The sequence below is a fragment of the Filimonas zeae genome (assembly GCF_014641615.1).
Taxonomy (GTDB): domain Bacteria; phylum Bacteroidota; class Bacteroidia; order Chitinophagales; family Chitinophagaceae; genus Filimonas; species Filimonas zeae.
Genome location: NZ_BMIB01000007.1, coordinates 33,338 through 56,802 on the forward strand (window position 1 = coordinate 33,338; position 23,465 = coordinate 56,802).

The window sequence follows — 23,465 nt, forward strand, 5'->3', positions numbered from 1 at the left end:
GGTATTTACTTTTTCCTGTTTATTAGTTATATTTAAATATGAAAGAGTTACTGGTAGCGCAATATGATATGGTAACTGATTCGAGAGATGCCTTGCTGGAGTATTGCGACCAGCTGACCGCAGGCGATTTCATCATAGCTAACTCCTCCTTTGGCAGAGGCAGCATCCGCAACCTGCTGGTGCATATCGGTACCACTTATCAGTACTGGATTGGGCAGCATGGTTTAAGCAGAACTATGAGCTTCCCTGCTTACGGGCAAATCACTTCTGTAAAACAATGCCGCCAGTTTTTTGATAGTATTGATATACTCATCAGCGAGTTTCTGGAGCAGTTCAACAATGCCTATTTCCACACGTTGTCTTTCTCCATCAACAACAATGGGGTAACCGCTACGCCATTAAAACTGTTTACCCATGTTATTACCCACGAATTTCACCATAAGGGTCAGATTCTCTCTTTAAGCCGTCACCTGGGTTATGTGCCTATCGATACAGATATTGTCAGGTAGTCGCCTGTTTTTCAGCTACTTATATATTTACTGCCTGTAACAGGCAGGGTATTTGCGTTGTGTTACAGCAAAAAGCGCATATGAAAACTCCCGCTATCGCCGCGTTCTTCCTTGCAACCGGCCTTTTGCTTTCCGCCTGCCGGAAAGATGATGACAATGATCCCGCAACACCTCCCGATGAAGACTGGCCTTCTGACTCCATCCGCGTACTACGTAGTAATCTGAACTTTCCCTGGGAAATACTCTGGGGTAAAGACGATCATATCTGGATGACGGAGCGGGCCGGTAAAGTAAGCAAGATTAACCCCGAAACCGGAGCCACTGTTTTTTCACACACTATCACCGATGTGGTATCGAATGGAGAAGGTGGCCTGCTGGGCATGGTACAACATCCCGATTTTTCCAGTAATGGTTATTTGTACGTAGTATATAACTACAACAGCCCTTCCGGCTATCGCGAAAAGGTGGTGCGGTTTACAGCACAGAACAACACCCTCACCGCTCCGTTTACGCTTATTGATTCCATTCCCGCCGCAGGTATTCACAACGGTTCGCGTCTGCTGATTGCCGGTGATAAACTGTTTATCACCACCGGCGATGCCAATGCCAGCGCACGCTCACAAAACACCAGCGTGGTAAATGGTAAAGTACTGCGGTTAAACCTGGACGGTACCGTACCTGCTGATAACCCCATAGCAGGTAACCCGTATTGGAGCCTCGGCCACCGCAATGCACAAGGCCTGGTAATGGTAAACAATAAACTATACGCCTCCGAACATGGCGCAGGTGTGGAAGACGAACTGAATATTATTGAGAAGGGCAGAAACTATGGCTGGCCGCGGGTAGAAGGCCCCTGTAACGGCTCTGAAACCAGCTTTTGCAGCGAGAACAATGTAAAAGGCCCCATATGGTCTACCGGGAATGTTACCCTGGCCACCTGCGGACTAGATTACTATAACAACGACCGTATACCTGCCTGGAAAAACTCGCTGTTATTAACCACGTTAAAAGATGCCACGCTGTACCGGTTTGCGCTTTCTGCTGATGGCAATTCCGTTAGCGCTCCACAAAAGTATTTTGATGGCACCTGGGGCAGACTACGTGATATCTGTGTTTCGCCAGCCGGCCGTGTGTACCTGTGTACCAGCAATGGCAATAACGGCGACAAACTGGTAGAAATATCCCGCCTGGACTAAGGCCGTGGCATAATCTTTTATTGTTTCTGATATAAAACCAAACCTATGAACGAGAAGCTAAATATAAACGGAAGAGATGTGTGGGTGATTGTAGAATCCCGCAAAGCGGGCGGCGAATCCTCACACAGCATACCAACAGAATATTTTATAGCGTTTTACAGCTTACACGAGCCAGGCGTTTACAACAGTGTACATGAACCAGGAAAAGCGCCCGGCATCATGTTTACAGATGAAAGCAACGAAGCTTTGCTATTCTTATCTCCCGTTGCGGCGGTGGAATACGCAGTGGAAACTTTACCTAAACTGCTTGATCGCGTACCGGCATAAGTAGTAACGTTATCAGTAAGGGGCAGCTCGATGTACATGTGTTATGTTACGGAGGGTTGCCCCCTAGTTTTTTACCTCGTTCCTACCTTATCAGATTTATATGCTTTTGCATATAAAATGCGGCTGATAGAGGAGGATTATATGCAAATGCATATCATAGCTTTCCCTGAATAAAGCAGATACTATAACGTAAGGCTGTACAAATTTGTATAAGAGTTTTTAAACATATTCTCTATGTCAGACTGATTACTTTCCGAGTTTCTGTTATGAAGCAAATAACTGCTGATAATGTCGTAAGCAATATGATTAAATGTTCGAAACCCGAATTTAATCGGAATCATGTATTTGTACATACGAAAGCGTTGGGTATCAGGTGCATCTTCAATGGTATTGTTTGAACTATCAATAGAGCGGGATGCTGCAAAACTAAAAGAGGCTCTGGGATAATCTCCTAAAAGGAGAGGAATAACTTTAGCACAGCTCATTATAATATTTCCCAGATCGCCGCGGTTTACAATTTTTGAGTATTTGTATTCGCTCTTGCGGTCTTTTTTGCAATAAAACTTTATAGCAAAAACGTCATGTTTATGATATTCTGCTCGAACTATATAGTGATACGTGGTTATCGGAGAATAGAACTTATAGATGTAAGTAGAAATGTGATCGGAACTATCTCTACACCAATCACGTTGTATAAATTTTAGAGGATAGCCTGGATAATCGAATGTCAAGGAACAAGTAAATTATTGGAATTACCAGAGCCTTGTTGCCTGTTCCTGATTTCGTGTTCTGAAACAAATCTTCCGTATACTGCGTCACGGGAAACACGTATGGTAATGCCTTCCTTCAGAGGTTTCCAATGAAGTCGCTCTCCTTTAGAAAGTTTGTCTTTATGTGTATTTGCTTTTTTCATTCGTCTTACTCAAATTTAAACAATTTTCCGGACTTGGAAAACAGGTGTAAAGAGTGGTCTTAACATTTATGGCGTCCCTTTCTCCATCGCTCGTCCTTCGCTTCTGGTTCGCTTATCCTTCGCTCTGCTTTTCCGCCATACGACATTCAGGGTGTTTCCTGTCAAAAGCCTCACGCTGAAACCCTTTGCTAATACGATTTTTATACCGCAAACCCGGCACAGGTAAGGGTTTTGGCCGGTGGTCTGTCGTTTAGCATACGATTTCTGTCGTTTGGTTTTTTTTCACACCCATAAAAAATACAAAATGGTGGTTGCAAAGGCGGCCACTCAAAGCATGATCCGCCGGTTATAAGAATAACCGGAACGGCATGGCCAGTTCTTTGACATATTGACAGATAGCCGTTTCTTCGGTGTGCCTTCGCCACGGGTTCGCTTCCCCGTCGCTTTAGTTAAAATTTGAAAATCGGCCGGGAATGACAATCTGTCCGCATTGTTCAAAATAGCTTCTGAAATCCTTGCTGCTGGCTGTGTCAGACGTAGAATGCAGTCGTTATATGGGTTTGAGGCATGTGCTATGTCGTTTGCATACACGAAACGGTCGTTTGCATACTCCAGACTGTCGTTTGCCTACATCGTAACGCAAATGGCCTGTTTGCCATCGTATCATTGTGTTGTCAGCCGCTGAAACCGGGGCCACGCTGAAAGTGCTGTTTGAAGAGAGGCGTCCTCAAACAGGCTTTACCCGGTTATAGCGATGACAGGTACAAACACCATTTTCACACCCGTAAAAGAAACAAACTGGTGGTTTGCAAAGGCAGCCATCTGAATCATGATCCGCCGGTTAAAAGAATAACCGGAACGGCATGTATAGTTCTTTGACATATTAGAATAAAGGGGGAGGCTACTAAGTATACGGTTCGGGTAAACCAGCGGCCCGGACCGTTACACTTAGTTTTCATACCAAAGCAATTGGCTTGCTCACTAATTTTTTGTCTGCTTCTATAAAACCGGCAATTTGCTTATGCTTTTTAATCACAAAGAACCCAATGCTAAGGTTCATCAACGAAGTAGCGATTGCGGTGGAATTCAGCGCCAGGCTTTTGATGGTGTGCCAAAGCACCCGAACACACTGCTTACGTCTAATATAATAGTGGGCAGCTCCCTGGCTATAATCAATCCCCCCAGAATAATAACAGCAATAGTTATTATAGTAATAGGGGGTACAGGCACATGTAGTTCTTCTTCAAACCAAGAGGTCTGTTGTAGCTTTTCAAGTAAAAATGTGGTTTTGAAAAAAAACTGATAAGCCATAATCAGGTAAAGCATTAGTAACAGAATACAACTAATTAAAGGACGACCAACGGCAGCGGTATCAAAAGCTAGTGAAATAAACTTTTATCCGGGCAGGCTTGCTTGCCGCCGTTACTTGAAATTGAATAAATTCGCCCTATGAAGAAAGTTGCTTTCATTCCTGCGCGTTATGCCGCCAGCCGTTTCCCTGCCAAACTGATGCAGATGCTGGGCGATAAACCTGTTATTCAGCATACCTACGACAATACCCTGGCAACCGGGCTGTTTGATGAGGTGGTGGTGGTAACAGACAGTACCATCATTTTTGACCAGATTACAGGTAGCGGTGGTAAAGCGGTAATGAGCAAAAAGCCACATGAAAGCGGAAGCGACCGTATAGCGGAAGCAGTGGCAGATATGGAAGTGGATATAGTGGTGAATGTACAGGGGGATGAGCCTTTTGTGAAGAAAGAACCCCTGCAAAAGATTCTGCGTGTGTTTGAAGGCGAAGAAGGGAAAAAGGTACAGGTAGCCAGCCTGATGCAGGTGCTGAAAGTGCAGGAGTTTATTGACGATCCCAATTACGTAAAAGTAGCGGTAGATAAAAACAGCAATGCCCTTTTCTTCAGCCGTAGTGTTATTCCGTATCCCCGCAGTAAAGATTTACCCATTACTTACTACGAGCATATTGGTGTATACGCCTTTCGTAAAAAAGCGCTGCTCAATTTTACCAGCTGGCCTATGACGCCGTTAGAAGCTGCGGAAAAAATAGAATGCCTGCGTTACCTAGAAAACTGTGTGCCTATTAAAATGATTACAGTAGAGTACATGGGCGTGGAAATAGATACGCCGGAAGATCTGGTACGCGCTGCCCAATACCTGAATAAGTAAACTCTGTTTTATGTCGTCGCTTACGCTTACCATTATACAAACAGCGCTTGCCTGGGAAAACAAGGCAGACAACCTGCGCATGCTGGAGCAGAAAATCAGGAACATTGCAGGCAAACCCGAAGTGGTAATACTGCCCGAAATGTTCAGCACCGGCTTTAGCATGAAGCCGGAACTGCTGGCCGAAAACATGCAGGGCGAAACCGTAAGCTGGATGAAACGCGTAGCGCAGGAAAACCGGATTATCCTTACCGGTAGTGTGATTATTGAAGATAGCGGACATTACTATAACCGTTTAATATGGATGCTGCCCAATGGAGCATTGGGTTACTACGATAAACGACACCTGTTTGCTTACGCCGGAGAAGACAACCATTACGCGGCCGGTAACAAACGCCTGATTGCGCAGGTAAAAGGCTGGCGTATCAATCTACAGGTATGTTACGATCTGCGGTTTCCCGTATGGGCCAGGCAGCAGAGCCAGGTAACAGCTGCGGCCGATGGGCAGGAAGGGCCGGAGTATGATGTGCTGATTTATGTGGCCAACTGGCCGGAAAGACGCAGCCATGCCTGGAAAACCCTGTTGCAGGCAAGGGCCATAGAAAACCAGTGTTTTGTAGCCGGGGTAAACCGGGTAGGAAACGACGGTAACGATATTTACCACAGCGGAGATAGCATGGTTATTGATCCGCTGGGAGAGGTGCTGTTTCATCAGGCACATGACGAAACAGTATTTACGATTACATTGGAAAAAGAAAAACTGGAGGAGGTTCGCAGCCGCTTTCCTTTCTGGAAAGATGGTGATGCCTTTTTAATAGCCCATGAGTAACACAATAGCTTATACAGCCAGTGCCGTGTATACCGGCAATAACATGTTGCAGAACTATGCCGTAGTAGTAAAAGATGGCATAGTAGAGAAGCTGGTACCTATGGTATCGCTGCATGCAGATGTTCCGGTACAGAACTTTGGAAAAGCCACTATTACCCCACCGTTTGTAGATCTGCAGATGTACGGTGCCGGAGGGCGGCTGTTATCTGAATTTCCCGATGCAGAAACCCTGCGGGTAATTGCAGCGCACAACCGCAACAGCGGTACCGGCTATTGTTTACCCACCGTGGCCACCGCCAGTTATGAAGCCATATTTAAATGTATTGATGCCGTACGCGCCTACTGGAAAGAAGGCGGTAAAGGCATTCTGGGTTTACATATAGAAGGCCCCTGGATTAACCCGGAAAGAAAAGGTGCACATATAGCTTCGCTGATTCATTCTCCCTCTGTGGAGGAAGCGAAGAAGCTGCTGGAGTATGGTAAAGACGTAATAAAAATGATTACGCTGGCACCGGAGGTATGCAGCCGGGAGGTAGTTGCCCTTATCCGTTCTTACAATATAATCGTAAGTGCAGGCCATAGCAACGCCACCTGCGAAGAAGCGAAAGAAAGTTTTGCTTGCGGCGTGGAAACCGTAACACATCTGTATAACGCTATGAGCCCGTTGCTGCATCGTATGCCGGGTGTGGTAGGCGCTACGTTTGACCATGATGTGGTAAAAGCTTCCATCATTCCCGATGGCTACCATGTGGATTTTTCTGCCGTGCGTATTGCCAAAAAGGTAATGGGCGAGCGGCTGTTTGTAATTACAGATGCGGTAACAGCAACCAGCACCGGCAATTATCCGCACACACTGGATGGCGATAAATATGTGGCCAATGGCATTTTAAGCGGCTCGGCCCTTACTATGAACAAGGCTGTTAAAAACCTGGTGCGCCAGGCAGATATAACTTTGGCGGAAGCCGTACGCATGTGCAGCTTATACCCCGCACGCTTACTGAATCTGGTAAAAGACCGGTTTCTGTTAAAAGAAGGTGCTGCAGCAGAAATGATTGTACTGAGTGAAGACTTTGATGTAATAAAGTATATCGGCTAGTTTCCCGTTGTTGTACGCGACTGTTCAATAATGGTTTTCACCTTCAGCATTTTGTTGTCAATACCCCTGCGTAAATCAACCGAAGAAGGAGATACCGGTATTTCAGGTTGTATGCCCCTGCCGTTTTTAGCACGGGTGCTATCCAGCACAATGCGGTACATAGGCAGGGTAATCTGCATTTTAGAATACGGCAACTGTATAGCTGGCAGGTGTACCGAGCTGTTGCCATAGTTGCCGCCACCGGTTTCCTCACCCACTACATGAATGTTACTTTGGTTTTTTACCTCCGAAATAAACATGGTAGAAGCAGAGAAGGTAAACCCTCCCTGTAGTATATAAATCTGCCCGGCGAAATGGTTTTTTTGCTGCGGTTTAAAATGGTGCCGCTCGTAGTAACCAAAATGGTACAGCCCGTCTTTTTTACGGCGGCTGGTAATACGCATACTCAACCAGTACACCCAGCTGGGGTGTATATACCTGCCATACCGGAAGCGTCTGCTTTTGGCCGCAACAGTATCTGCTACTTTAAAGGGATGGTCAGATACGTACCGGGCCAGTTTGGTGCTTACCCCAATGCTGCCGCCACCGTTTTCGCGCAGGTCGATAATAAGATTGCTTACATGGTCTTTTTTCAGTTGCCGGAACGACTGCCGGAAAAACCGGCGCAGGTGTCCGCTGGAAAAAGTGGTAAGCCGCATATAACCGGTGCTAAAAGTGGTATCTATACTCAGGCTGCGAACGGATGTTTTTTCAGCACGCTTTCTTTCTTTACGGGTAAGTGGCGGTACCTGCCCGGAAGGTGGTTTTCCCGGTGGCCTGCGGCGGGTGGTATCTCTTTTCGGCGTAAAGGTTTTAAGTGCGGTTTCCTGCTCTATACCCGCTGTATCAATATACCGTATCCGGTACACGGAATCTGTACCAAACGCAGTTCTGTAGTATGCGGGAAAGTTAAAGCTGGCCAGCTGGCTTTTAAAGTTATCGGCATACCCATCTGTACTCATCAGTTGAAACATAGAATCCAGCAGCTGCCGGTTAGTATAACCGTTAATACCGGTTATAACCGTACCTCTTTTAAAAATGCTGTCGTTACCCGGTGCTGCAGCCACTACCACCATGCTATCTGCCCAGGTTTTAATGGACAGCGGAAACTGTGGCCCCCGGTTGCGCATGTTAGCATCTGCAAACCCGGAAGGATAGCGTACTGCTGTGTGACCACAACGGATTTTACCGATAACCCAAGAGAGTGTATTGCGGTAGGCGGGCAGGGTAAGCGAATCGGTAATGCCTGCCATGGCAGTATGGAAGTAATCATCAATACTGTCTTTGGGGGTGTACCAATACAACGATGGGTGATTGGCTTCCAGTATTTTTTTCAGCAGGGCCATTTCTTCTCTCAGCTTTTCCGGCGCATACTTTTGCTGCAATACCAGCTGCGTGGGCCTGCGTGTGGCGCAGGACGTACAGATGGTAATAGCAACAAAAGCTGCGAGGATATTTCTGAGGCTTACTACAGGCGCCTGCATAGTGTTAATTGGCTGGGTGTTTTATTGCTGAAACGCATTCCATCCCTGTGCGGTAATGTCGAAGCTGTTTCCTCCTTTGGTTAGTATTTTTCTACCCTCTTCCAGGTCGGCCATATAGCCAATAACGGCTATCTCTTCCTGTAAGGTTATTTTGTCGTAGTCCTCCTGCTTCAGCGTAAAAATGAGTTCATAATCTTCACCACCACTTAAAGCGCAGGCGGTAGGGTCCAGCCCAAACTTAAAGGCAGCTGCTTTGGCTTCTTCCGATACAGGCAGCTTTTCTTCATAAATGCGGCAACCCAGATTGCTCTGGCGGCATAAATGCAGTACTTCACTGCTAACGCCATCGCTCACGTCCATCATAGAAGTAGGTACTATACCGTTCTGCTCAAAAAACTCAATGATATCTTTACGCGCTTCTGGTTTCAGCAACTTACCTACAATAAACTTCTCGTTTTCCAGGTCGGGCTGAATCTGCGGGTTTTCCAGGTAAATCTTTTTCTCCCTTTCCAGAATGGTAAGGCCCAGAAAAGCGCCGCCTACGGTACCGGATACACAAATAAGATCGCCTTTTTGCGCAGTATTGCGTTTTACAAACTTACCCGGGGTTACTTCGCCAAGAGCAGTTACCGATATAATAAAACCCTTCTGCGAGGCAGAGGTGTCCCCTCCAATCAGGTCTACATTGTATTTTTCGCAGGCAGCATACACGCCTTCATAAAATTCATCCAGGGCCTCTACACTAAACCGGTTGCTTAAACCAATACTCATGGTTATCTGCGTAGGCGTGGCGTTCATGGCGTAAATATCGCTTACGTTTACCACCACGCTTTTATAACCCAGGTGGCGTAGCGGTGTATACATCAGGTCAAAATGCACCCCTTCAATCAGCAGATCGGTGGTTACAACGGTTTGCTTGCCAAAATGGTCTATCACCGCTGCGTCGTCGCCAACACTCAGTACGGTAGATGCCTGGCGTATTTCAAAGTTCTTCGTCAGGTGTTCAATCAGGCCAAATTCACCCAGCGAGCTTATTTCTGTTCTGTTTTCCATGCGTACACAATTTAAGCATTATAACACTTCACCACCATTCACTACATGCAACAGCTGATCGTGTATTTTACCGTTGGTGGCAACAATATGGGGCTCGTAAGGGTTGTATTTTTCGCCTTTAAAGCCTGTAACCTTTCCGCCGGCCTCTTCTACAATCAGGTAACCTGCCGCGCTGTCCCATGCCTGCAGCTTGTGTTCATAAAAACCATCAAACCGTCCGCATGCCACCCAGCACAGGTCAATAGCCGCGCTGCCCAGCCTTCTTACCGGAATACCCTTGCGTATCAATTTAGGAAAAACATCCAGCGGGCCGTTGGGCGCGTCCAGGTAAGTATAGGGGAAACCGGTAGCCAGGCAACTGGTTTTTAAATCGTCTTTATCGGTTACGTTAATCAGTTTGTCGTTTAACGTAGCGCCAAAACCCTTCTGAGCAAAGAACATCTCGTTCATAAAAGGGTTGTACACTACCCCGTACAGCATTTCGCCGTCTTTTTCCAGGCCAATGCTTACGCAACACAGGGGAATACCGTTGGCGTAGTTAATAGTACCATCAATAGGGTCAATAATCCACTTAAACTCGGAATGCTGCGGCAAATCGCCCGATTCTTCGGTAAGAATATGATGAGTAGGGAATTCTTTACGGATGATATCAATAATTAAAGCCTCGCTTTTGTGGTCTACCTCGGTAACCAGGTTGTTAATGCCTTCCTTGTTGCTGATTTTGAAGGGTTGGTCGAAGTTTTCCTTTAAAACGACCGCTGCCGCCTCGGCGGCTTTCAGTAGAGTATGTTTAAGCATGCGCAAAGATAAGCGGACGGTCAGGTTAAAGAAAAAGTTAAGTTTTATGTGGGGGGCTGACAGATAAGTTAAAACGAATCAGTAGCTTTAATAATACAAATAATGTAGATTCGCGCCTTTAACAAATAAACCTTGTTGCTTGAATGGCAATATTTGATATCCAACTTCCACCCGGTATTGCAAAAGCGTTACGATTGCCGCAGAACAGCGCCAGCCGGCAACAGGACCGCGTGTTGCGGAAACTGCTGCGTAAAGCACGGTTTACCAAATTTGGTCAGAAGTATCGTTTTGACGAGATTCTGATGGCCAAAAACCCTAATGCCAGGTTTCAGGAACTGGTTCCTACCTACAATTACAACAGGATTTACGATGAGTGGTGGCATCTGACCCTGGAAGGACAGCAGGATGTATGCTGGCCTAAAAAGATTAAATATTACGCATTAAGCAGTGGTACCAGTGAAAGTGCCAGTAAATATATTCCCATTACGTCCGATTTGCTCAAGGGCAACAGAATAGTAATGATTAAACAGCTGCTGAGCCTGCGCAATTACACCGATATTCCGGTGAAATCGATAGGCAAAGGTTGGCTGATGCTGGGCGGAAGTACCGCTTTACAAAAAGAATCGGGCTATTACGCAGGTGACCTCAGTGGTATTACCGCTAAAAAAGTGCCTTTCTGGTTTCAGCGTTTTTATAAGCCGGGTAAGAAAATTGCCCGCGAGCGCGACTGGAACAAGAAACTGGAGGATATTGTTTCCAAAGCCAAAGACTGGGATATCGGATTTATTGTAGGCGTGCCTGCATGGATTCAGATGTGTATGGAAATGATTATTGAGCGCTACGGGGTAAAGAACATACACGATATATGGCCTAACCTGGCGTTTTGTGTGCACGGGGGCGTAAGTTTTGAACCTTATAAAAAAGGTTTTGAAAAGCTGCTGGGCAAGCCATTAACTTATATTGAAACGTACCTGGCCAGTGAGGGCTTTATTGCCTACCAGGACCGTCAGCACGCTAAAGGCATGCGGCTGGTAACCAACGAACATATTTTCTTTGAGTTTGTTCCTTTCGATCATGTGAATTTTGACTCGGCCGGCGATATGATAAGCAATCCGCAGGCACTGACGATAAAAGACGTGGAAGAGGGGAAAGACTATGCCATTTTGCTCAGCACCAGTGCCGGGGCATGGCGTTACCTGATTGGTGATACCATTAAGTTTGTTGATAAAAAGCGTTGTGAAATTGTAATTACCGGCCGTACCAAGCACTTTTTAAGTCTGGTGGGTGAACACCTGAGCGTGGACAATATGAACAAGGCCGTGCAGATGGTGGGTGAGGAACTGAATGTATCTATTCCTGAGTATACCGTAATAGGAGAGCCTTATGAAACCTTTTTCTGTCACCGTTGGTATGTAGCCTGTGATGACACGGTGGATAAAGACCTGCTGTGTACTAAAATTGACGAGAAGCTGAAGCAGCTGAACGATGATTATGCGGTAGAAAGGAAAAGTGCACTGAAAGAAGTATTTCTGGAAGTATTGCCGGAAGAATCTTTTATGGAGTTTATGCGGGTGAAAGGAAAAGTGGGCGGACAGCATAAGTTTCCGCGTGTGCTGAAAGGCAAGATGCTGGAAGACTGGAAGAAATTTTTAAATCAGTAATTAGATACCATACCATGGCTTTTGCGGCACTGATTAAAGGGCTTGCTCTGGGGTTGATGTTGAGCATATCCGTAGGCCCTGTTATTTTTACTATCATTAAGCAAAGCATTAATAACGGCCATAAAGGCGGTTATTTCTTTATTGCAGGTGTAAGCTTCAGCGATATTACGCTGGTAGTGGTATGTAACCTGTTTACTTCCATTTTTCAATCGGCCATTGCACACGAGCGAATAATAGGCATCTGCGGCAGCATTTTTTTAATAGCACTGGGCATTTACAACTGCTTTTTTAAGAAAGTAGTGGTAGCCGGCGAAGAAAATGTGCGTAATAAAGTATTTCGAAAGCGTGATCTGGCCGCTATCTTTTTCTCCGGCTTCTTTATGAATACACTGAACCCCGGTGCCCTGCTGTTCTGGCTGGCTGCTTCTGCCACCATTCTTTCCGATTCTAAAACAGAGGCGCATCCCATTCAGTACCGCATTATCATTTTTGTAACCTGTCTGGTGTTTGTATTTTTGAGCGATCTGGCCAAGGTATTGCTGGCAGGCAGAATAAGATCTAAGCTAACCCCGCACAATATTCATATCATTAACCGTATTTCAGGCATTATATTAATGGGCTTTGGTGTGGCATTGATATGGGGTATTCTGAATAACCATGTAGCGGGACATTAATTAACGCGGCCTTCACACAAAGGCTAGTATTTTAGGGTATGTTTAAGAACTTCATCCTAACCACTTTTGCTTTCCTGATGTTGCTGCTGGTTGTTCCCGCACCGGCAGATGCGCAATCTGCACCACCGCCTTCTGACTTTTTTCAGCTGAAGAAAAGAAACCGCACGGTAAAGAACTATTTCAAAGGATCGTATATCCGTTTCTGGTTCGATAACGGCCAGTGGGTTGAGGGTACTATTGTAAAAATAGCGAGAGACTCGTTGTGGTTAAATGAGCAGAGAATACAACTGGTGCCTCAGGGTTTTGGTACCGTAATAGATACGGTAACCTATGGTGCCTATAAGTTGCACTACAAAGATATTTATGCCATACCCCGCGAAAAAGAGGGTTTCAGCTATATAAAAGACGGTACGCTGGTACAGATTGGTAGCGCCGGTTATATTCTGCTGAATATTATTAACGGGCTGGGTAAAGATTCGCCACCGTTATTCGGTAGCGAAAACGGTCCTAAACTGGCTATTGCCACCGGGGTATTTTTACTGGGTACTTTGTGGCATTACCTGCACCGGTCAGAGCTGCGCATAGGTAAAAAATACAGTATTGAATATATTCACAGCAACTAGCAAAAACAGATAGGGCGTTCTTTTATCTTTGCCGGCATGGCAAAGTTCTTGCGCTTTTTACTGCGCGTAACCCTAATATTGTTTATTACCTCAACAGTGTATCTGGTTATTTGCCGGTGGGTATACCCGCCTATAACGCTTACCCAGCTGGGCGCCGTTTTTGGCGGTTACGGGTTGAAGCGTGATTATGTAAGCTGGGAGGAAATATCACCTAACGTTAAGCTGGCAGCTATGGCCAGTGAAGACCAGTTGTTTCCCGACCATGGTGGCTTTGACTGGAAGGCGCTGGAAAAGAGCCTGGCTAAGAACCCTAAAAAGAAAAAGAAATTACGTGGCGGCGGTGCCAGCACCATTAGCCAGCAAACAGCCAAAAACGTATTTCTGTGGCAGGGCAATGGCGTACTGCGGTATGTGCGCAAGGTGCCGGAGTTTTACTTTACCAAAATGATTGAGTGGGTATGGGGCAAGCAAAGAATACTGGATGTGTACCTGAATACCATTGAAATGGGGCCAGGCATATTTGGTATAGAAGCTGCTGCACAGGCATACTTTGGCAAATCTGCCAAAAACCTTACCCGCAACGAGGCTGCCATGATTATAGCCTGCCTGCCTAACCCCAAAATTTTTACGGTAAAACCGGTAAGCAGAAGAGTTGGATGGAGGTCGAAGATGATATTGAGGGAGATGAATAATATTGCAGACGACCCCGATGTACACGCGCTTACACGCTAAGCCTACGTTATTTATTTTTTATATTTGGCCAAAAGGATTGCTGTGAGCAGAATTGTATCAAAACTTCCGCAGGTAGGTACTACCATTTTTACTGTAATGAGTCAACTGGCAGTGGAGCATAGTGCAGTAAATCTGGGCCAGGGTTTTCCCGACTTTCCTATGGATGGCCAGCTGACCGATCTGGTGAATAAGGCTATGAAAAACGGCTTTAACCAGTATGCCCACATGCATGGCTATATGCCCCTGCGCGAAAAAATTGCTGAGAAGGCAGGTAAGCTGTACGGTGCCGTAGTAAAGCCCGATGCGGAAATTACTATTACCCCTGGTGGCACCTATGCTTTATACACTGCCTTAACCACTACACTGGTACCGGGCGATGAAGTAATTGTATTTGAACCCGCATACGATAGTTACGTACCTGCCATTGAACTGAATGGTGCAGTACCTGTTTTTATATCCCTCCGCTATCCTGATTATGCGGTACCGTGGGAGGAGGTGCGTGAGAAAATTACCCCGCGTACCAGAATGATTATGATCAATACCCCGCACAACCCTACCGGCAGCGTGTTAAGCGCAGCAGATATGGAACAGTTGCAGGCTATAACAGAAGGCACCAACATTATCATCGTAAGCGATGAGGTGTACGAGCATCTGATATTTGATAACATTCAACACCAGAGCATACTGCGTTATCCTGCGTTACGTGAAAGAAGTTTTGTATGTTTTTCCTTTGGTAAAACCTATCACTGCACCGGCTGGAAGCTGGGCTACTGCATAGCTCCGGAAGATTTTACCACGGAGTTCAGAAAGGTGCATCAGTTTAACTGCTTCTCGGCCCATACGCCCGTGCAGGTGGCGCTGGCTGAGTTTTTACAATATGAAGAAGCGTATCTGTCGCTCGGGTTGTTTCTGCAGCACAAGCGCGATTACTTTCAGCAACTGATGCTGAAAACACCCTTTAAGGCATTGCCCTCTTACGGCAGCTATTTTCAGTGCTTCAGCTATGCCCATTTGAGTGAAGAAGGGGACAGGGCATTTGCGGAAAGGCTGGTAAGAGAAGCCGGTGTGGCTACTATTCCGGTATCTGCTTTTTACAGCAAAGGAGAAGACAATAAAGTGCTGCGGCTTTGCTTTGCTAAAAAGGCTACTACGCTGGAGAGTGCGGCTAAAAGGCTCAGCGATTTTAAAGCTTAAATCAGAAACCGGTGCAGCTTGTTGTATAGTTCGGTAGGGTCAATAGGCTTGCGGATATAATCATTCAGGCTGTTGGGGCTTACATGCTCTGCTATCTCTTCCAGTGAAGAGGCCGTGAGTGCAATAATGGGCATTACCAGATTAAACTTGCGTATTTCCTCACTGCTGGCAAGTCCATCCATAACAGGCATTTGTAAATCCATCAATACCAGGTCGTACTCGTTCTTCATACAAAGTTCCAGCGCTTCCTGTCCGTTATAGGCCACATCTACCCTGGCGCCCCAATCTTCAATCAGCTGTTTGGCTACCAGAATATTGAGGTCGTTGTCTTCGGCCAGCAATATTCTTTTGTGCTCAAAAGCCAGTTCATCCTGAATAAACATTTCCGGTTCACGCTCCATGGGCTCACCGGTGGAATGCATTAACGGAATGCGTATGCGGAAAACAGAACCCTGCCCGGGTTTACTTTCCAGAAAAATAGCTCCGTTCATCAGCTGAACGGTTTTGCGCACAATAGACAGGCCCAGCCCTGCGCCACCAAAACGGCGGGTGTTGTTGCTTTCTGCCTGGGTAAAGAATTCGAATATCTGTTCCTGTTTTTCAGCAGGTATACCAATGCCCGTGTCAGTTACAGTAAAGTCGGCAGTTAACGTGCTTTCATCAGAGGCAACCAGTTTTGCCTCCATTACTATCCGGCCTTCCATAGTAAATTTAATGGCATTGTTTACCAGGTTACTTAACACAGCATGCAGGCGTATGGCATCGGCATATACCACTGCGGGTAACTGATCATCATACTCCAGTTGTAAAGCAATATTTTTTTGTTGGGCCAGCGGTGTATAACTGGTACAGATATTCGTAAGCAGCTCCTTTAAATGAAACACCTCGTTGTTCAGGCGCTGGCTGCCGTTTTCCAGCTTATTAAAATCGAGAATATCATTAATCAGATGCAACAGGTTTTCGCTGCTGCGTCTTAGTAGCGACAGGTAGCTTTTCTTTTCGTCATCAGTAGCCTTGCCGTTCAGCAACTGATAAGTAAAGCCCATAATGGCATTCAGGGGCGTTCTTACTTCATGGCTTACCGTGTTCAGAAATTCTGTTTTTATTCTGGCTGCCTGCTCTGCCTCTTCGCGGGCTCTTTTTAAATCGTTCTCCTGCTGTACCTGTTCACTAATGTCGCGCAGGAAACCATTGAAGTAACAGAAGTTGTTATGCTCAATAGCAGTAATGGCCAGCTCTGCCGGAAAAATAATGCCGCCTTTGCGCTTTGCTTGCATGCGCAACCGTTTATCCAGTATAGAACTTTGTTTGGTTCTGAGGTATTTTTCAAAGCCGTGCTGATGAAGCTCTTTGTACGCATCAGGAACAATCAGATCAGATATATATTTTCCTTTCGCTTCTTCAAAAGAATAACCCAGAATATCTTCAGCCGCACGGTTCCAGTTCATGATCTGGCCATTTTCGTTAATGGTAATCATGGCGTCCAGCGAAGAAGATACAATGCCGCTAAGCATACTTTCCTGCCGCTTAATTTCTTCCCGCGTTTGCTGCAACTGTTTCAGCTGATGTTCCAGCACTTTGTTCAACCGCTGGGTTTCTTCCATTTTTTCGCGGATTACCTTTTGCGTTTGCGCCTGGGTAAGATCGCTCAACAGCGAAGACAGTACAATGCTTTGCGGAAGAATATTGGCGAGGTAGTGAATAATACCTGCCTCTTTAAAATACCGGGATGTTTTCTGATAGGCATTTTCAAAAATGGTATCTGCCAGGTGCGGACCAAAGTTGGAATGTATGTAGTTAAACACCTTATCTATCAGCAACTGCATCTGCTGTATAGAAACTTCGTAGTCGGCAGACTGCTCAATTTCTACCAGTTGTTTCAGTACATGATCAAACAGCCCATTACCTGCATTGCCGAAAATAGAACTGGCTTCTGTAAGGCAGAACTCTGTAAACAAAATAGCCAGCTTTAGCTTTTGCAATTGCTCCTGAGAGAACAGTATTACAAAATAAGGATCCTGTATCAGATCGGGAAATCGGTGCTTTACGGCATTGCGCAGTTTTTCTTTGGTGTATTTCTGCTCCGGATCAAGATTGGTGAGGTAGTGTTCAAACGAAATATAAATACGGAGCAGTTCATCTGCCGGTTTGCCTTTTACTTTCCTTCCCACGGCAATAAGCCGTTCGGCTTGTTTAGGAACAGAAATTTCCTTGATCAGGAAGTCGAACAAAGGTTCAAACCCGCTGCCTGACAGAGCGGCGGGTTCTGACGTGTTGAAAAACTTTCTGAAACGATTAAGCGTTGTTCGAAAAATGCGTTTCACGTTTGGTTATTATTGGCCTTTTCCAGCTTTATACATAGAGTAATAGCCTACGGCACTCAGCAACCACGTAACAACCAATGCAACAAACCAACCCAGGGCGCCGCCCGTAGAACCGAAAAGATACTTAAAAAGGTTGAAGTTGTAAAAATGGTCAATCTGCATATGCAAATGTCCTACAGACATTACCAGAAAACCCCAGGCCATCAGCTTCATGCCTTTGCCAAATTTGCCGCCTTTTAGTACGTTGGCAGTCATAAAGGCAAATACTACACAAATGGCCAGAAAAGGCAGTTCCATTAACCCGAACCAGAAATTGGCTTCGTGCAGGTTCTGATGCAGGCTGTTATTGCCGGCTAAAAGGGTGGTGCAGGCTGCGTCCTGTCCGAAAGAAGGGCATGCAGCAAGCATAAGCAGTAATACAGATACACGCTTTGTAAGCAGTGATGTTTTCATGAAAATTTGGCTTTTGCTGAATTGAATAGTTTGGTTGTACAAATTAATTAAACCGGGCATTCGTTAACCCTTCCGTCCTATTTTTTTGCCGTTCATCCTGTTCAGGCCGGTGGGGTAAGAATAGTGAAAAGTAGATAATAAGCTAATAAACAGGAACTTAACACCTGATTAAAGTATTTTCCTTAGACAGTAACCTGAAAATAACTGGTACTATGTGTTGCACAGTACTAATAAATACCCCATCTTTGTATTGTCAAAACAAAAAACTCCCTGTTATGGATATACAAAATACACAAAGCCAGATGCGGAAAGGGGTACTGGAGTTTTGCATTCTTTCCATCATACGCCAGGGTGAAGTTTACCCCAGTGATATTGTTGAAAAAATGAAAGCTGCCAACCTTCATATTCTGGAAGGAACCCTATACCCCTTGTTAACCCGATTAAAGAACGCAGGTTTTTTAACCTACAGATGGGTGGAAAGTGTATCGGGGCCGCCGAGAAAATACTTTATCATGACTGAAACGGGTCTTGACTTTTATGCAGATCTGGAAAAGACCTGGAAAGAACTGGCAGATGCCGTACACGCACTAACGCAACCCTCAGAATCAACTAACGAGAACCAATAAAAACTATGTAATCATGAGAAAGATTATCAACATAAATTTCCAGGGCCGGGTAATTCCGATTGAAGAGCTGGCCTACGATATATTAAAACAGTATATAGAAAGTTTGCGCGTATTCTTTGCCAACGAAGAAGGCCGCGATGAAATTATCAATGATATAGAAGGACGTATTGCTGAACTGTTTAGCGAAACGTTGAAAAAAGGTGCTGCCTGCATTACAGATAGTGATGTAAACGTGGTGATTAACAGCATTGGCCGTCCGGAAGATTTTGATGATGAAGAAACCCGTGTTAAAGAGCAGCTGAAGGGTGAGGAAAACAAGCAGCAGCAAAGAGGGGGCAACTATTCTTCTCAGTTTACCACGGAGCCCCGTGGCCCGCGTTTGTTCAGAGACCAGGAAGATAAAATACTGGGTGGCGTATGTGCCGGCTTAGCCAGCTATTTCAGAATAGATCCTGCTATTGTTCGTATACTGTTTGCAGTAATTACCCTGGGTGGTTTTGGTGCAGGCGTGCCTTTATATATTCTGCTGTGGATAGTGTTACCGGTAAAAAAGCTGGACCGCTCTGTTATCAGCAAAAGGCTTTATCGTAACCCGGACGATAAAGTGATAGCGGGCGTAGCCAGTGGCGTAGCGGCTTACTTTAACCTGGCGGTGTGGATACCCCGTATGGTGTTTGCTTTTCCGCTGGTAATAGCCGTGTTGGGTTCTATATGGCGTAACCTTTTCTGGGATCATTTTTCCATGCCCACTTCTATTATATTCAGTTCTTTTGGCAGTACGTTTTTTCTGGTATATGCCATACTGTGGATTGTAATTCCGGAAGCCAGCTCGGCCAGTGAAAAGCTGGAGATGAGGGGTGAGAAAGTTGACCTGAATTCTATTAAAAACACCATACAGGAAGATCTGGGAAGCTTTAAGCAGAAAGCAGAAAAGTGGGGAGAGGAGTTTAAAGTAAAAGCCCAGCAGTGGAGCGATGAAGTACAGGATACTTTTCAAACCAAAGGCAAGCAGTTTGGTAAAGAAGCGGCAGTGGTAAGCGGCAATGCCGGCAACCGTTTTGCCCAGGCAATAGCCATTGCGTTTAAAGCATTCTTTTTATTCATTGCAGGTATTATTGCTTTTTCGCTGGTGCTGGCGTTGATTGCCTTACTGGTGAGTGGGGTAAACGTAGCACCTTTAAAAACCTTTTTCCTGCATGGTTTCTGGCAAAATACACTGGCATGGGTTAGTCTGATTCTGTTTATTGGTTCGCCCATTGTAGCTATGGTTATCTGGGTTATCCGTCGCATCACCCGTGTACGTTCTACCAACAATTATCTGGGCTATACCTTCGGTGGATTGTGGACTATAGGTTTAATTGCCTCTGTTTTTCTGGCTGCTTCTATTACCAAAGACTATCGTAGCAGAACAGCTATAGAAGAAGATGTACTGTTAAATCAGCCTTCGCGCGGAAAACTGCTGGTGAAGGTGGATGAAAGCAAAGCTGCTTACTACGGAGAGGATTTCTGGTTAGGCTTCAACTGGGATACAGACGATGCCCCTTTTGTAGGAGTGAGCAAAGACAGTCTGTTAATGAAAAGTGTGCAGGTGCGTATTGTGAAAAGTGCCGACAGCTCGTTCCATACACAGGTGGTAAAACTGAGCAATGGCTCCAGCACTACACAGGCAAGAGGTTATGCTTCGGCAGTAAGTTTTGTGCCACGCCAGACAGACGACTCCGTTTTAGTACTGCCCCGCGGTTTCGTAATTACCAGCGATCAGAAATTTCATAACCAGCAGGTAATGGTGGTGATTGAAGTGCCGGTTGGCAAGCGCATTCAGTTAGACGAAAGTTTGAGCGATTACCATTGGGTGAATGTAAACGTGAACTCGCACAGAAGAAGACACCGCCAGACTACAGACTGGAATGAAGACTGGAACAATGACTTTGACTGGAGCAAGAATGTGGAGTATGTAATGACACAAAACGACGGACTGAAAGCTACCCATGAGAAAAAGCATGGTAAAGAAGATGCCCGCAAGCAACTGGAAGAATTAGAAAAACAAAGAATAGAACTGGAAAAGAAACGGGAAGAGCTGGAGCGCAAACTGCCTGTGGAAGATAGCAGTGCTATAAAAAACCAGGAGCAGGTAGCTGCTCCTGCAGTAACCGAAAAGGCTACTGCAATGGAAAATGGGGAGCCGGAACTGGCTCCCCGCCCATCCGGCATGTTGCTGATGAAGTTTATTCGCTAACAGTGATTCGCTTTTCTCCTATTTTTGCGGCCAAAACGAACATCTTACAATGAAGAGTACTCCTTTTACCCAAAAGCATATTGCATTGGGCGCAAAAATGGCTGCGTTTGCAGGGTATAATATGCCTATCAGTTATAGTGGTATTAATGATGAACACGCAACTGTACGCAACAACGCAGGTGTATTTGACGTGAGCCATATGGGAGAATTTATGCTGAAGGGCCCTAAAGCCCTGGATCTGATACAGCGTGTAACCACCAATGATGCTTCCAAACTGAGCAACGGAAAAGCGCAGTACAGCTGTTTAACCAATACTACCGGCGGCATTGTAGATGATTTGATTGTATACTGTATTGAAGAAAACAACGTATACATGCTGGTGGTAAACGCTTCTAATATTGAGAAAGACTGGAACTGGATTCAGCAATTCAATACAGAAGGCGTAGAAATGCACAACATCAGCGACAAAACCTGTCTGCTGGCTATTCAGGGGCCTAACGCCAGCAAAATGCTGCAGCCACTGACCGATGTGGATATTCTGAACCTGAAATATTACACGTTTGTAAAAGGCACTTTTGCCGGGGTAGATAACGTGCTTATCAGTGCTACGGGGTATACCGGTGCAGGTGGCGTAGAAATTTACTTTGAAGATGCGAACGGCGCTGCTGACAAAATATGGGATGCCATTTTTGCTGCCGGCGGTCCTCAGGGCCTGAAACCAATTGGTTTGGGAGCCAGAGATACCCTGCGTTTGGAAATGGGATATTGCCTGTACGGAAACGATATTGACGATACCACATCGCCATTAGAAGGTGGTTTAGGCTGGATTACCAAGCTGAACAAAGAAACTTCGTTTACTGCGAAAGAAATACTGGAAAGCCAGAAGGCAGCAGGCATAAGCCGTAAGCTGGTTGGTTTTGAAATGGTAGACAGGGGCATTCCGCGCCATGATTACCAGATAAAGAACGCTGCCGGTGAAGTAATTGGAAAGGTAACCAGTGGTACGCAGGCGCCCAGTTTAAACAAGGCTGTTGGTTTAGGTTATGTAGAAACTTCCCAGGCCGCTATCGGAACTGAAATTTTTGTGGATATCCGGAATACTCCGGTAAAAGCAAAAGTTGTTAAGTTTCCTTTCGTATAACAAGTTTATCTTCACAATAGCAAGGCCTTACCAAAAGGCCTTTTTTTATGCCTGAAAGTGTACCCTTGCAAAAAAAACTTGAATATTTATTTTTCTCATTTACGTTGCTTTTCACCGAACTATTTATGACAATCTATTGTTATTATAATAATCCATTATCCATTTTGGCGAAGTATCAATTATAAAGACAATTTTTACTTTCCAAATCCACTCAAAAGCAAAAAAAGCTGTTTTATGAAACAGGTTAAAACGACCCTTCTACTCGTCTTGCCCCTTGCATTGTTTTCGTGCCGCTCTGCTCAGGTTATGTCAGGAAAAGCAATTTACTGCCCTGGCGTTCAGTTAGAGAAAGTACTTTCCACAGATTCGGCTTCGGACAAAAAATGGCATGCCGCACAGGAAGAATCTATTGTAAGCCTTACCAATCTTCAGAATGGTAAGAAAATCCGGACACAGGTATTGATGACTAAAAAAACCGAAACCGGATCGGTTGTAGTAAGCGTTAACAGAGACGCTGCAGAGGCGCTGGGCATTATGCACACGGGGTTAGCACCCGTTGAAATCCGCTACACGCGCAGAACATTGTAGCCAGATGCTGAAAAAGTTTCATAAGGGCGCTATCTTTGCGCCCTTATGAATTCCAAGCCTTTCCTGAATACAGTACTATCTCCACGGTTATTAGACCTTTACGATATCTCAAATACGGTGGTTGTTATTATTGATGTGTTTCGTGCCACATCTACCATTGCTACAGCGTTGTACAATGGCGCAGCTAAAATATTACCGGTAGACAGCGTGCCCCGCTGTATTGAACTGGGTAAAATAACCGGTGGTATTACTGCCGGTGAGCGTGATGGAAAAGTGGTGGAAGGCCTGCAACACGGCAATTCTCCGGCTGAGTATACCCGTAGCTTTATTGAGGGTAAAACCCTGGTACTCACCACTACCAATGGTACCAAGCTGCTGCATATGGCTTTGGAAAGAGGTGCTTCTGAGGTAATTACCGGCTCATTCCCTAACCTTACCGCTGTTTGTAACTATCTGGTAAAGGCCAACAAAAACGTAATTCTTGGCTGTTCTGCCTGGAAAGACAAGTTTAATCTGGAAGACACGCTGTTTGCCGGAGCGGTAATTCAGCGTATAAAAGAACATTTTACTATCCATTGCGACAGCAGTCTGATGGCAGAGAATATGTACACGTTGCACCAGCATGATATGTACAGCTTTATCCGTAATACCACACACTGGCACAGGCTGGCAGCGTATGGTCTGGAGAAAGACCTTGAATATTGCGTTACGCCGGATGTTGCTAATGTTTTACCCCTTTACGATAACGGAGCGTTAGTTGTGGCAGCGGAATAAGCCGTATTTAACAAATA

21 protein-coding genes are annotated in these 23,465 nt (G+C 45.4%); 16 read left to right on the forward strand and 5 right to left on the reverse strand.

The window, feature by feature from the left end; genetic code table 11:
• Positions 1–38: 38 nt before the first annotated feature.
• The 6 genes from IEY13_RS28245 to nagA all read left to right on the forward strand — a co-directional run bounded on the left by IEY13_RS28245 (position 39) and on the right by nagA (position 7,048).
• A complete protein-coding gene (locus IEY13_RS28245; RefSeq protein ID WP_188958887.1) occupies positions 39–509 on the forward strand; it encodes a DinB family protein in 471 nt (156 codons plus the stop codon).
• An 80-nt stretch (positions 510–589) separates the two neighbouring features.
• A complete protein-coding gene (locus IEY13_RS28250) occupies positions 590–1,705 on the forward strand; it encodes a PQQ-dependent sugar dehydrogenase (protein ID WP_188958889.1) in 1,116 nt (371 codons plus the stop codon).
• 45 nt (positions 1,706–1,750) lie between these two features.
• Positions 1,751–2,032 carry a hypothetical protein gene (locus IEY13_RS28255; protein ID WP_188958891.1) on the forward strand — a complete coding sequence of 94 codons (282 nt, stop codon included), beginning with the start codon at positions 1,751–1,753 and terminating at the stop codon, positions 2,030–2,032.
• 2,362 nt (positions 2,033–4,394) lie between these two features.
• Positions 4,395–5,126, forward strand: coding sequence for a 3-deoxy-manno-octulosonate cytidylyltransferase (gene kdsB, locus IEY13_RS28260; RefSeq protein ID WP_188958893.1), 732 nt, complete (start codon positions 4,395–4,397; stop codon positions 5,124–5,126).
• 10 nt (positions 5,127–5,136) lie between these two features.
• On the forward strand, positions 5,137–5,952 hold the full coding sequence (locus IEY13_RS28265; RefSeq protein WP_188958895.1) for an amidohydrolase: 816 nt from the start codon (positions 5,137–5,139) through the stop codon (positions 5,950–5,952).
• Complete coding sequence (gene nagA, locus IEY13_RS28270) at positions 5,945–7,048, forward strand: N-acetylglucosamine-6-phosphate deacetylase (protein ID WP_188958897.1); 1,104 nt, start codon at positions 5,945–5,947, stop codon at positions 7,046–7,048. Before IEY13_RS28265 ends, nagA begins: the two co-directional genes overlap by 8 nt.
• Here nagA and IEY13_RS28275 read toward each other — a convergent pair.
• Genes IEY13_RS28275 through IEY13_RS28285 form a run of 3 tightly spaced genes read right to left on the reverse strand, consistent with a single transcriptional unit; the run spans position 7,045 to position 10,422 of the window.
• Positions 7,045–8,571: a S41 family peptidase gene (locus IEY13_RS28275; RefSeq protein WP_188958899.1), complete on the reverse strand. Its 1,527-nt coding sequence runs from the start codon at positions 8,569–8,571 to the stop codon at positions 7,045–7,047. The genes nagA and IEY13_RS28275 overlap by 4 nt on opposite strands.
• Before the next feature lie 21 nt (positions 8,572–8,592).
• Positions 8,593–9,624, reverse strand: coding sequence for a thiamine-phosphate kinase (gene thiL, locus IEY13_RS28280; protein WP_188958901.1), 1,032 nt, complete (start codon positions 9,622–9,624; stop codon positions 8,593–8,595).
• A gap of 18 nt (positions 9,625–9,642) precedes the next feature.
• Entirely contained in the window at positions 9,643–10,422 is a 780-nt protein-coding gene (locus IEY13_RS28285) for an inositol monophosphatase family protein (protein ID WP_188958903.1), read from the reverse strand.
• A 143-nt stretch (positions 10,423–10,565) separates the two neighbouring features.
• Between IEY13_RS28285 and IEY13_RS28290 the strand changes: the two genes are divergently transcribed.
• From IEY13_RS28290 to IEY13_RS28310, 5 genes are read left to right on the forward strand one after another with little or no spacing between them, the layout of a single operon-like run.
• Entirely contained in the window at positions 10,566–12,083 is a 1,518-nt protein-coding gene (locus tag IEY13_RS28290) for a GH3 family acyl-acid amido synthetase (RefSeq protein WP_188958904.1), read from the forward strand.
• Between the two features lie 14 nt (positions 12,084–12,097).
• A complete protein-coding gene (locus IEY13_RS28295; protein ID WP_188958906.1) occupies positions 12,098–12,757 on the forward strand; it encodes a LysE family translocator in 660 nt (219 codons plus the stop codon).
• Positions 12,758–12,795: 38 nt separating this feature from the next.
• Complete coding sequence (locus tag IEY13_RS28300) at positions 12,796–13,380, forward strand: hypothetical protein (protein ID WP_188958908.1); 585 nt, start codon at positions 12,796–12,798, stop codon at positions 13,378–13,380.
• A gap of 36 nt (positions 13,381–13,416) precedes the next feature.
• Positions 13,417–14,112: a monofunctional biosynthetic peptidoglycan transglycosylase gene (mtgA, locus tag IEY13_RS28305; RefSeq protein WP_188958910.1), complete on the forward strand. Its 696-nt coding sequence runs from the start codon at positions 13,417–13,419 to the stop codon at positions 14,110–14,112.
• A gap of 42 nt (positions 14,113–14,154) precedes the next feature.
• Positions 14,155–15,306 (forward strand): methionine aminotransferase, encoded by a 1,152-nt coding sequence (locus tag IEY13_RS28310; protein WP_229688057.1) that lies wholly within the window; start codon positions 14,155–14,157, stop codon positions 15,304–15,306.
• Here IEY13_RS28310 and IEY13_RS28315 read toward each other — a convergent pair.
• Positions 15,303–17,630: an ATP-binding protein gene (locus IEY13_RS28315; protein ID WP_188958912.1), complete on the reverse strand. Its 2,328-nt coding sequence runs from the start codon at positions 17,628–17,630 to the stop codon at positions 15,303–15,305. The two genes, IEY13_RS28310 and IEY13_RS28315, sit on opposite strands and share 4 nt — an antisense overlap.
• Before the next feature lie 9 nt (positions 17,631–17,639).
• Positions 17,640–18,083: a hypothetical protein gene (locus tag IEY13_RS28320; protein WP_188958914.1), complete on the reverse strand. Its 444-nt coding sequence runs from the start codon at positions 18,081–18,083 to the stop codon at positions 17,640–17,642.
• A 275-nt stretch (positions 18,084–18,358) separates the two neighbouring features.
• On the opposite strand from IEY13_RS28320, the gene IEY13_RS28325 reads away from it, so the two are divergent.
• The 5 genes from IEY13_RS28325 (at position 18,359) to IEY13_RS28345 (ending at position 23,448) form a co-directional block, all read left to right on the forward strand.
• Positions 18,359–18,709, forward strand: coding sequence for a PadR family transcriptional regulator (locus tag IEY13_RS28325; RefSeq protein WP_188958916.1), 351 nt, complete (start codon positions 18,359–18,361; stop codon positions 18,707–18,709).
• A 13-nt stretch (positions 18,710–18,722) separates the two neighbouring features.
• Positions 18,723–20,945 carry a PspC domain-containing protein gene (locus tag IEY13_RS28330; protein ID WP_188958918.1) on the forward strand — a complete coding sequence of 741 codons (2,223 nt, stop codon included), beginning with the start codon at positions 18,723–18,725 and terminating at the stop codon, positions 20,943–20,945.
• 49 nt (positions 20,946–20,994) lie between these two features.
• Positions 20,995–22,086, forward strand: a complete 1,092-nt coding sequence (gene gcvT / locus IEY13_RS28335) for a glycine cleavage system aminomethyltransferase GcvT (RefSeq protein ID WP_188958920.1) — start codon at positions 20,995–20,997, stop codon at positions 22,084–22,086.
• A gap of 234 nt (positions 22,087–22,320) precedes the next feature.
• Entirely contained in the window at positions 22,321–22,674 is a 354-nt protein-coding gene (locus IEY13_RS28340) for an RlpA-like double-psi beta-barrel domain-containing protein (protein ID WP_188958922.1), read from the forward strand.
• A gap of 45 nt (positions 22,675–22,719) precedes the next feature.
• Positions 22,720–23,448, forward strand: coding sequence for a 2-phosphosulfolactate phosphatase (locus IEY13_RS28345; RefSeq protein ID WP_188958924.1), 729 nt, complete (start codon positions 22,720–22,722; stop codon positions 23,446–23,448).
• Positions 23,449–23,465 lie beyond the last annotated feature (17 nt).

Excerpts from the sequence above, each read along its gene's own strand:
- IEY13_RS28245 (WP_188958887.1), top strand. The coding sequence starts at position 39 with ATGAAAGAGTTACTGGTAGCGCAATATGATATGGTAACTGATTCGAGA.
- IEY13_RS28250 (WP_188958889.1), top strand. The coding sequence starts at position 590 with ATGAAAACTCCCGCTATCGCCGCGTTCTTCCTTGCAACCGGCCTTTTG.
- IEY13_RS28255 (WP_188958891.1), top strand. The coding sequence starts at position 1,751 with ATGAACGAGAAGCTAAATATAAACGGAAGAGATGTGTGGGTGATTGTA.
- kdsB (WP_188958893.1), top strand. The coding sequence starts at position 4,395 with ATGAAGAAAGTTGCTTTCATTCCTGCGCGTTATGCCGCCAGCCGTTTC.
- IEY13_RS28265 (WP_188958895.1), top strand. The coding sequence starts at position 5,137 with ATGTCGTCGCTTACGCTTACCATTATACAAACAGCGCTTGCCTGGGAA.
- nagA (WP_188958897.1), top strand. The coding sequence starts at position 5,945 with ATGAGTAACACAATAGCTTATACAGCCAGTGCCGTGTATACCGGCAAT.
- IEY13_RS28275 (WP_188958899.1), bottom strand. The coding sequence starts at position 8,571 with ATGCAGGCGCCTGTAGTAAGCCTCAGAAATATCCTCGCAGCTTTTGTT.
- thiL (WP_188958901.1), bottom strand. The coding sequence starts at position 9,624 with ATGGAAAACAGAACAGAAATAAGCTCGCTGGGTGAATTTGGCCTGATT.
- IEY13_RS28285 (WP_188958903.1), bottom strand. The coding sequence starts at position 10,422 with ATGCTTAAACATACTCTACTGAAAGCCGCCGAGGCGGCAGCGGTCGTT.
- IEY13_RS28290 (WP_188958904.1), top strand. The coding sequence starts at position 10,566 with ATGGCAATATTTGATATCCAACTTCCACCCGGTATTGCAAAAGCGTTA.
- IEY13_RS28295 (WP_188958906.1), top strand. The coding sequence starts at position 12,098 with ATGGCTTTTGCGGCACTGATTAAAGGGCTTGCTCTGGGGTTGATGTTG.
- IEY13_RS28300 (WP_188958908.1), top strand. The coding sequence starts at position 12,796 with ATGTTTAAGAACTTCATCCTAACCACTTTTGCTTTCCTGATGTTGCTG.
- mtgA (WP_188958910.1), top strand. The coding sequence starts at position 13,417 with ATGGCAAAGTTCTTGCGCTTTTTACTGCGCGTAACCCTAATATTGTTT.
- IEY13_RS28320 (WP_188958914.1), bottom strand. The coding sequence starts at position 18,083 with ATGAAAACATCACTGCTTACAAAGCGTGTATCTGTATTACTGCTTATG.
- IEY13_RS28325 (WP_188958916.1), top strand. The coding sequence starts at position 18,359 with ATGGATATACAAAATACACAAAGCCAGATGCGGAAAGGGGTACTGGAG.
- IEY13_RS28330 (WP_188958918.1), top strand. The coding sequence starts at position 18,723 with ATGAGAAAGATTATCAACATAAATTTCCAGGGCCGGGTAATTCCGATT.
- gcvT (WP_188958920.1), top strand. The coding sequence starts at position 20,995 with ATGAAGAGTACTCCTTTTACCCAAAAGCATATTGCATTGGGCGCAAAA.
- IEY13_RS28340 (WP_188958922.1), top strand. The coding sequence starts at position 22,321 with ATGAAACAGGTTAAAACGACCCTTCTACTCGTCTTGCCCCTTGCATTG.
- IEY13_RS28345 (WP_188958924.1), top strand. The coding sequence starts at position 22,720 with ATGAATTCCAAGCCTTTCCTGAATACAGTACTATCTCCACGGTTATTA.